5 protein-coding genes and 1 pseudogene are annotated in these 6,726 nt (G+C 72.0%); 4 read left to right on the top strand and 2 right to left on the bottom strand.

Annotation, left to right across the window (positions count from 1 at the left end; translation table 11 throughout):
• Positions 1-186, bottom strand: a pseudogene (locus AE652_RS32140) (hypothetical protein); the annotation flags it as partial.
• A 319-nt stretch (positions 187-505) separates the two neighbouring features.
• Positions 506-1,618 carry an ABC transporter substrate-binding protein gene (locus tag AE652_RS32135; RefSeq protein WP_049658000.1) on the bottom strand — a complete coding sequence of 371 codons (1,113 nt, stop codon included), beginning with the start codon at positions 1,616-1,618 and terminating at the stop codon, positions 506-508.
• Between the two features lie 325 nt (positions 1,619-1,943).
• On the opposite strand from AE652_RS32135, the gene AE652_RS32130 reads away from it, so the two are divergent.
• The 4 genes from AE652_RS32130 (at position 1,944) to AE652_RS32115 (ending at position 6,642) form a co-directional block, all read left to right on the top strand.
• Positions 1,944-3,518: an APC family permease gene (locus AE652_RS32130; protein ID WP_049657998.1), complete on the top strand. Its 1,575-nt coding sequence runs from the start codon at positions 1,944-1,946 to the stop codon at positions 3,516-3,518.
• Positions 3,519-3,781: 263 nt separating this feature from the next.
• The gene (trpS, locus tag AE652_RS32125; RefSeq protein WP_234348619.1) at positions 3,782-4,789 is read left to right on the top strand and encodes a tryptophan--tRNA ligase; all 1,008 of its coding nucleotides are present in this window, start codon (positions 3,782-3,784) and stop codon (positions 4,787-4,789) included.
• Between the two features lie 122 nt (positions 4,790-4,911).
• Positions 4,912-5,868: an LD-carboxypeptidase gene (locus tag AE652_RS32120; protein WP_049657995.1), complete on the top strand. Its 957-nt coding sequence runs from the start codon at positions 4,912-4,914 to the stop codon at positions 5,866-5,868.
• 99 nt (positions 5,869-5,967) lie between these two features.
• Positions 5,968-6,642, top strand: coding sequence for a nucleoside/nucleotide kinase family protein (locus tag AE652_RS32115; RefSeq protein WP_049657992.1), 675 nt, complete (start codon positions 5,968-5,970; stop codon positions 6,640-6,642).
• Positions 6,643-6,726: the final 84 nt, after the last annotated feature.

The raw sequence follows: 6,726 nt of genomic DNA, 5'->3' as shown, positions 1-6,726 counted from the left end.
GGGGCGGGCCGTCGCCTCCGGGGTGCCGGGCGCGGCCGCACCGGGCTCGGTGGCGGTCGCGATCGAGCACATCGGTACGGGCGAGCCGGGCGGGCCGGTCGGGGCGGGCGGGGGCGAGGATCCGGCGCTGTCCCGGGGCGGGCCGGGCAGGGACGGGTCGGTTGCGGCGGGGTGGAGCGAGGTCATCTGCGGGCCCTTCGGGAAACGGTCCCGACGATCCTCCCGCACCACGCGATCAGCTCCAAGCGTCCAACCCGGTGGTGTGCGCGATACCACCGCGACACCGCCGCGATACCACCACGGAATCACCCGGGGACCGTCGCGGGCCCACCCGGGCCCACCCGGGGATCGCCCAAGACGGCGCCGGGCGGGCACTGTTGCCGTACGACCGGAACGCCGCCCCGTTCCGCCCGCCGACGCCGACCAGGCCCGGCCGGCCGGGTTCGCTCCGGGCTCACACCCGGACTCACCCGACGGACTCACCCGGCGGATTCACCTGCCTGGCTCAACTGCCGGGTGCGACAAAGCCCTTGAGGTCGTTGAGCACCACGTTCGCCGCCATGACGCCGAGCCCGAGGAACCAGGTCTCGTCCGAAACCGGCCGGGCCTGACCGGACTTGACCGCACCGAGCGTCTTCCAGAGCGCGCCGCCGAGCACCGCGTCCTGGTTGGTCGAGCTGGGGCTGCCGTACACGCCGTAGAAGATCCAGTCGGCGTCGGCCTTGTCGATCTGCTCCGGGCTGACCTCCACCGCGAGCTCCTTGACCTGCTCGATCGCGGGCTGCGGCAGCGGCACGTCGGTGAGGATGGTGCCGATGAAGGAGAGCTCCGCGTAGAGCCGGGTGCGGCCCGGCATGAAGCGCAGTGGCGTGATGGTGGGCCGCTTGTCGCCGAGCTTCGCGCCGATCGCCGCGGCGGCCGCCTGGTACGCGTCGAGCTGGGTCTTGGCCTCGGCCTCCAGGCCGAAGGCGCTCGCGTTGAGCAGGAAGTTCTGCTTCCACGGGTAGCCGGGGCGCAGCGAGAAGACGGTCGGCGCGATCTTGGAGAGCTGCGCGTACTGGTCCTGGGCGCGCAGCTGGCTGCCGAGGATCAGGTCCGGCTTGAGCGCGGCGATGGCCTCCAGGTTGAGGCTGTTGATGGTGCCGACGGCGGCGGGGCTGCCGGCCTTGTCCTTGAGGTAGGACGTCAGGGACTTGGAGCCGTCGGTGTACACGATGCCGACCGGCTGGATGCCGAGGGCGACGACGTTGTCGAGCTCGCCGGTGTCCAGCACCACGACCCGGGTGGGCCTGGCCGGGAGCACCGTCTCGCCCATCGCGTGCCTGAGGGTGCGCGGGTAGACGCCGGGGGCGGCGTCGGTGCCGAAGCCCTTCATCCTCTCGATCACGGCGGCGTAGTCGTCCCCGCCCTGCTTGACCGACTTCTGGTTCGGGGAGGAGCCGCCGCCGGCCGGGGTCGAACCGCTGCTGCCCGACCCGCCCGATCCGCCGGAGCTGCCGCAGGCGGTGAGGAGTCCGCCGAGGCCGAGCACCGCCCCGCCGGCGATCCCGGCGGTGAGGAACCGGCGACGGCCGGAGGTGCGGGGGGAGAGGACCGGGTCGTCGGAGGTGGGGGGCACGCGACGCTCCTTTCACGATCGAAATTAGGTTAGGCAAACCTATCCGACTCGGGGAGCGGTGGGGGGAGCGGCCCGTCCGGGCCGGGGGGCAAACCTGGTCGAACCTTGGCAAAAGGGAGAAATTTTCTTGGCCCAACTCCTTTGAAACAAAGGTACATGGGTTAACAAGCCGTAAATACATCCACCCGAACAGCCGTCACGAGAACGAATCGAAGCAAGTGGTTTAGATCACCAAGGGTTGGTCTACTCAACCTTCCATGCCCGCCTCTAGGGTGCGCTGGTGTTTGATCAGCAGCTCTCAGAGCACACGAGCAGCGGCCGGGCAATGGCGCCCGGCGCTCCGCAGGGTGCCCCGGTCAGTGGCATCAGTGGTGGGGTCCCCGTCGATCAGGGGACCGCTGGGGGAGCGGGGGACAAGGGTCTACGGGGCGGTTCCGTCGGCCTGCTGAGCAGTGTGGTGCTGGGCGTCTCGACGGTCGCCCCGGTCTACTGCCTGACCGCCACACTCGGCCCGACCGTCACCGCGGTCGGGGTGCAGATGCCGGCGGTGTTCCTGGCTGGCTTCCTGCCGATGCTGCTCGTCGCGTTCGCGTACAAGGAGCTGAACAAGGACTTCCCGGACTGCGGCACGTCCTTCACCTGGGGCGTCCGGGCCTTCGGTCCCCGGGTCGGCTGGATGGCCGGGTGGGGCCTGACGGTGGCGACCATCATCGTGCTCTCCAACCTGGCCGGGGTCGCGACCGACTTCCTGTACCTGATGCTCGGGGAGATGACCGGCAGCAGCTGGGTCACCGAACTCGACCAGAACAAGGCCGTCCACCTGCTCACCGTGGTCCTGCTGATCGCCGGCGCCACCGCGATGAGCTACCGGGGGATGACCGCGACCAAGTGGTTCCAGTACAGCCTGGTCGGCCTCCAGCTGGCCGTGCTGCTGCTCTTCTCCGTCATCGCCATCGGGAAGGCCGCCTCGGGCGACCTGCCCGACTCGATCGGCTTCTCCTTCTCCTGGCTCAACCCGCTCGAGGTCAGCTCGTTCAGCGCGTTCACCGCCGGGCTGTCGCTGTCGATCTTCATGTACTGGGGCTGGGACACCTGCCTGACCATGAACGAGGAGACCCAGGGCAGCGCCAAGACCCCCGGTCGCGCCGCGATGATCTCCATGGTCACCCTGGTCGGCTCGTACCTGCTGGTCGCGATCGCCTCCCAGATGTTCGCGGGCGTCGGCAGCACCGGCAACGGCCTCGGCAACCCGGCCACCGCCGACAACGTCTTCTCCGCGCTGGCCCGTCCGGTGCTCGGCTCGCCGTGGAGCATCCTGCTCTTCCTGGCCGTCGTCGCCAGCGCCGCCGCCAGCCTGCAGACCACCTTCATCCCGGTGGCCCGCACCCTGCTCGCGATGAGCGCCTACCGCGCCGTGCCGCCGCGCTTCGGCGCCGTCCACCCGCGCTTCCGCACCCCCGGCTACGCCACCGTCGCGGCGGGCATCGCCACCGCGGTCTTCTACGTCGGGATGAGCCTGATCAGCGAGAACGTCGTCCAGGACACCATCCTGGCGCTCGGTCTGATGATCTGCTTCTACTACGCACTGACCGCTTTCGCCTGCGTCTGGTACTTCCGCGGTTCGCTGCGCACCGGTGTCCGCGCGCTGCTGCTCAAGGGCGTCGCCCCGTTCGTCGGCGGCGTGCTGCTCACCGCGGTCTTCCTCCAGACCCTCACCGACGCCTGGGCCCCCGACTACGGCAGCGGTTCGGTCTTCGGCATCGGCTCGGTCTTCGTGATCGGCGTCGGCATCCTGCTGCTCGGCGCGGGCCTGATGACCTGGTACGGCTTCATCCGGCCGGAGTTCTTCCGCGGCGAGACGCTGCACAAGGACACCCCGGCACTGGTCGTGGAGGACTGACTGCCGCTACCGTGGGGCACATGAAGCGCTTCATCGGCCTGTGCTGGTGGCCGTCCTAGGACGGCCACACCACTCGCCTGAGCAGGGCCGTCCGGGATGGACGGCCCTGCTGCGTTTTCCGTAGGACGGGCCCCTCGCCCCGGACGGCCGCCACCACCGCCGTACCGAGGAGAGACACCTTGACCACCGCCACCGCCACCGTCCCTACCGCCACCGTCCCCACCACTGCCGGTCCCGCCGCCGCCGTCGCCGCCGCGTCCGTCCTGTCCGACGACCCGGCAGCCCACCGCGTCCTCACCGGGGACCGCCCCACCGGACCGCTCCACCTCGGCCACTACTTCGGCACCCTGCGGAACCGGGTCCGGCTCCAGGACCAGGGCGTCGAGATGTTCGTCGTGGTCGCCGACTACCAGGTCATCACCGACCGCGACCTCGCCGACCGGCTCGCCGAGCACACCGAGAACCTCGTCCTCGACTACCTCGCCGCCGGCCTCGACCCCGAGCGGGCGACGATCTTCCCGCACAGCGCCGTCCCCGCCCTCAACCAGCTGCTGCTCCCCTTCCTCAGCCTGGTCAGCGTCGCAGAGCTGGGCCGCAACCCCACCGTCAAGGACGAGATCACCCACTCCCGGCAGTCCGCCGTCAGCGGGCTGATGTTCACCTACCCCGTCCACCAGGCCGCCGACATCCTCTTCTGCAAGGCCGACCTGGTCCCGGTCGGCCAGGACCAGCTGCCCCATCTCGAAGTCGCCCGCACCGTCGCCCGCCGCTTCAACGAGCGCTACCCGCACGCCGACGGCAGCGCCGTCTTCCCCCGCCCGCAGGCCCTGCTCTCCGAAGCCCCGATGCTGCTCGGCACCGACGGCGGAAAGATGAGCAAGAGCCGGGGCAACGCCGTCGCCCTCGGCGCCACCGAGGACGAGACCGCCCGGATCATCCGTGGCGCCAGGACCGACGCCGACCGCCGGATCGGCTACGACCCGGTCGACCGGCCCGAGGTCTCCAGCCTCGTCCTGCTCGCCGCCCTCTGCCAGGACCGGGCCCCCGAGGCCGTCGCCGAGGAGATCGGCGACGGCGGCGCCGCCGCGCTCAAGCGCACCGTCACGGAGTCCGTCAACGAGTTCCTCCGCCCGCTGCGCGCCCGCCGCGCCGAACTCGCCGCCGACCGGGGGCACCTGCGGCAGGTCCTGCGCGACGGCGCCGAGCGGGCCAACGCCGTCGCCGACGCCACCCTCGCCGAGGTGCGGGAGGTGATGGGGGCGGCGATCTGAAGAGCCCTCACGTCGGCCGGCGGACATCGGCCGGTCGGCACGGGGCATATCGTCACCGGGCGGTCGCGGCCACGGCGCGACCGCCCGAACCCCGCTTCCGCGTCCGAAAGGTGGCCCGGCCCATGGACCAGCACCCGACCACACCCGGCCAGGGGCTGACCCGCCCGCCGCACCTGCGCCCCGGCGACCACGTCGCCGTCGTCGCCCCCAGCGGTCCCGTCGACGCCGAACGTCTCACCGCCGGGTGCGCGATCCTCCGCTCCTGGGGGCTCCGCGTGACCGTCGCCCCGCACGTCCTCGACACCCACCCCACCCTCGGCTACCTGGCCGGCACCGACGCCGACCGCGCCGCCGACCTCCAGACCGCCTGGCTCGACCCCGCCGTCGACGCCGTCATCTGCGCCCGCGGCGGGTACGGCGTGCACCGCATCGTCGACCTGCTCGACTGGACCGCGATGCGCGCCGCCGCCCCCAAGCCCTTCATCGGCTTCAGCGACGTCAGCTCCCTGCACGAGGCCTTCGCCCGGCGGCTCGGCCTCGCCACCCTGTACGGACCGCTGGCCGCCGGCGCCTCCTTCGTCTCCGACGGCCCGACCGCCGAGCACCTGCGCCGCACCCTCTTCGACCCCGCCGCCGTCACCGTCCTCACCTCGCCCACCGCCGCCCCGCTCGTCCCCGGCCGCGCCCGCGGCGTCACGGCCGGCGGCTGCCTCCACGTCCTCACCGCCGAGCGCGGCACGCCCGCCGCCCGTCCCTCGTACGAGGGCGCCGTCCTGCTGCTCGAAGACGTGAACGAGCACCCCTACCAGCTCGACCGGCTGCTGACCCAGCTCCTGCGCTCCGGAGCCCTCGACGGCGTGGCCGGCCTGGCCCTCGGCTCCTGGGAGGGCTGCGGACGGCCCCAGCGGGTCCGGGACGTGATGCTCGACCGGCTCGGCGGGCTCGGCGTCCCCGTGCTCTGGGAACTGGGCTTCGGCCACTGCCCCTCCACCCTCACCGTCCCGCTCGGCGTGCCCGCCCTGCTCGACGCCGACGCCGGCACCCTCACCCTGGACCTGCCCGCCCTCGCCGACCGCTGAGCAAAGCCGACCGCCGAGCGAAGAGGTTCACTGAGCAAAGAGGTGCACTGAGCAAAGAGGCGCACTGAACAGGAGGCGCGCGCTGAGTAGGGTGCGGCCATGAACGAGGACCGCCTCACCGCCCTTGCCCTCGGCTTCCTCCGAGGCCCGGGCAGCAACGCCCGTACGATCCTCGGACTTGCCGGCCCGCCCGGCGCCGGCAAGTCCACCCTGGCCCGCCACCTGGTCGCCGAGGTCGAGCGGGCCGAAGGCCCCGGCACCGCCGCCTACGTCCCGCTCGACGGCTTCCACCTCTCCGGTGCCCAGCTCGACCGCCTCGGCCTGACCCACCGCAAGGGCGCCCCGGCGACCTTCGACGCCCACGGCTACGTCGCCCTGCTGCGCCGGATCGCCGGCGACCGGTTCCAGGACATCTACGTCCCGGACTTCGACCGCGCCCTGGACGAGCCGGTCGCTGCCCGCCACGTGGTCCGCCCGCGGACCCGGCTCGTCATCACCGAGGGCAACTACCTCGCCTCCGCCGAAACCCCCTGGCCCGCCGCCCGCCGCCTGCTGCACGAGCTCTGGTACGTCCACGCCGAGGACGAGGTCCGCGAGGAGCGCCTGCTCCGGCGGCACCGCGACGGCGGCCGTGACGAGGCCACCGCCCGCCACTGGGTCACCGGCAACGACCACCCCAACGGCGAGTACGTGAAGCCGGGCCGGGCGCTCTGCACCCGCACCGTCTCCGGGACGGGTTTGCCTCCGGCGCCGGACAGGGGTAGTGTTTCCTAGTCGCTCGGCAGGGAGCACCGGACACGCGTCTGCGCGGACGGTCCCGGAGCGGCCAATCCTCTGAAACACCACTTCCGGTTCGTG

Origin of the sequence: Kitasatospora sp. MY 5-36 (genome assembly GCF_001182915.1) — a bacterium.
Classification (GTDB): Bacteria; Actinomycetota; Actinomycetes; order Streptomycetales; family Streptomycetaceae; genus Kitasatospora.
Note: the sequence above shows the minus strand (reverse complement) of the source record. Positions and strands in the feature narration are given on the sequence as shown.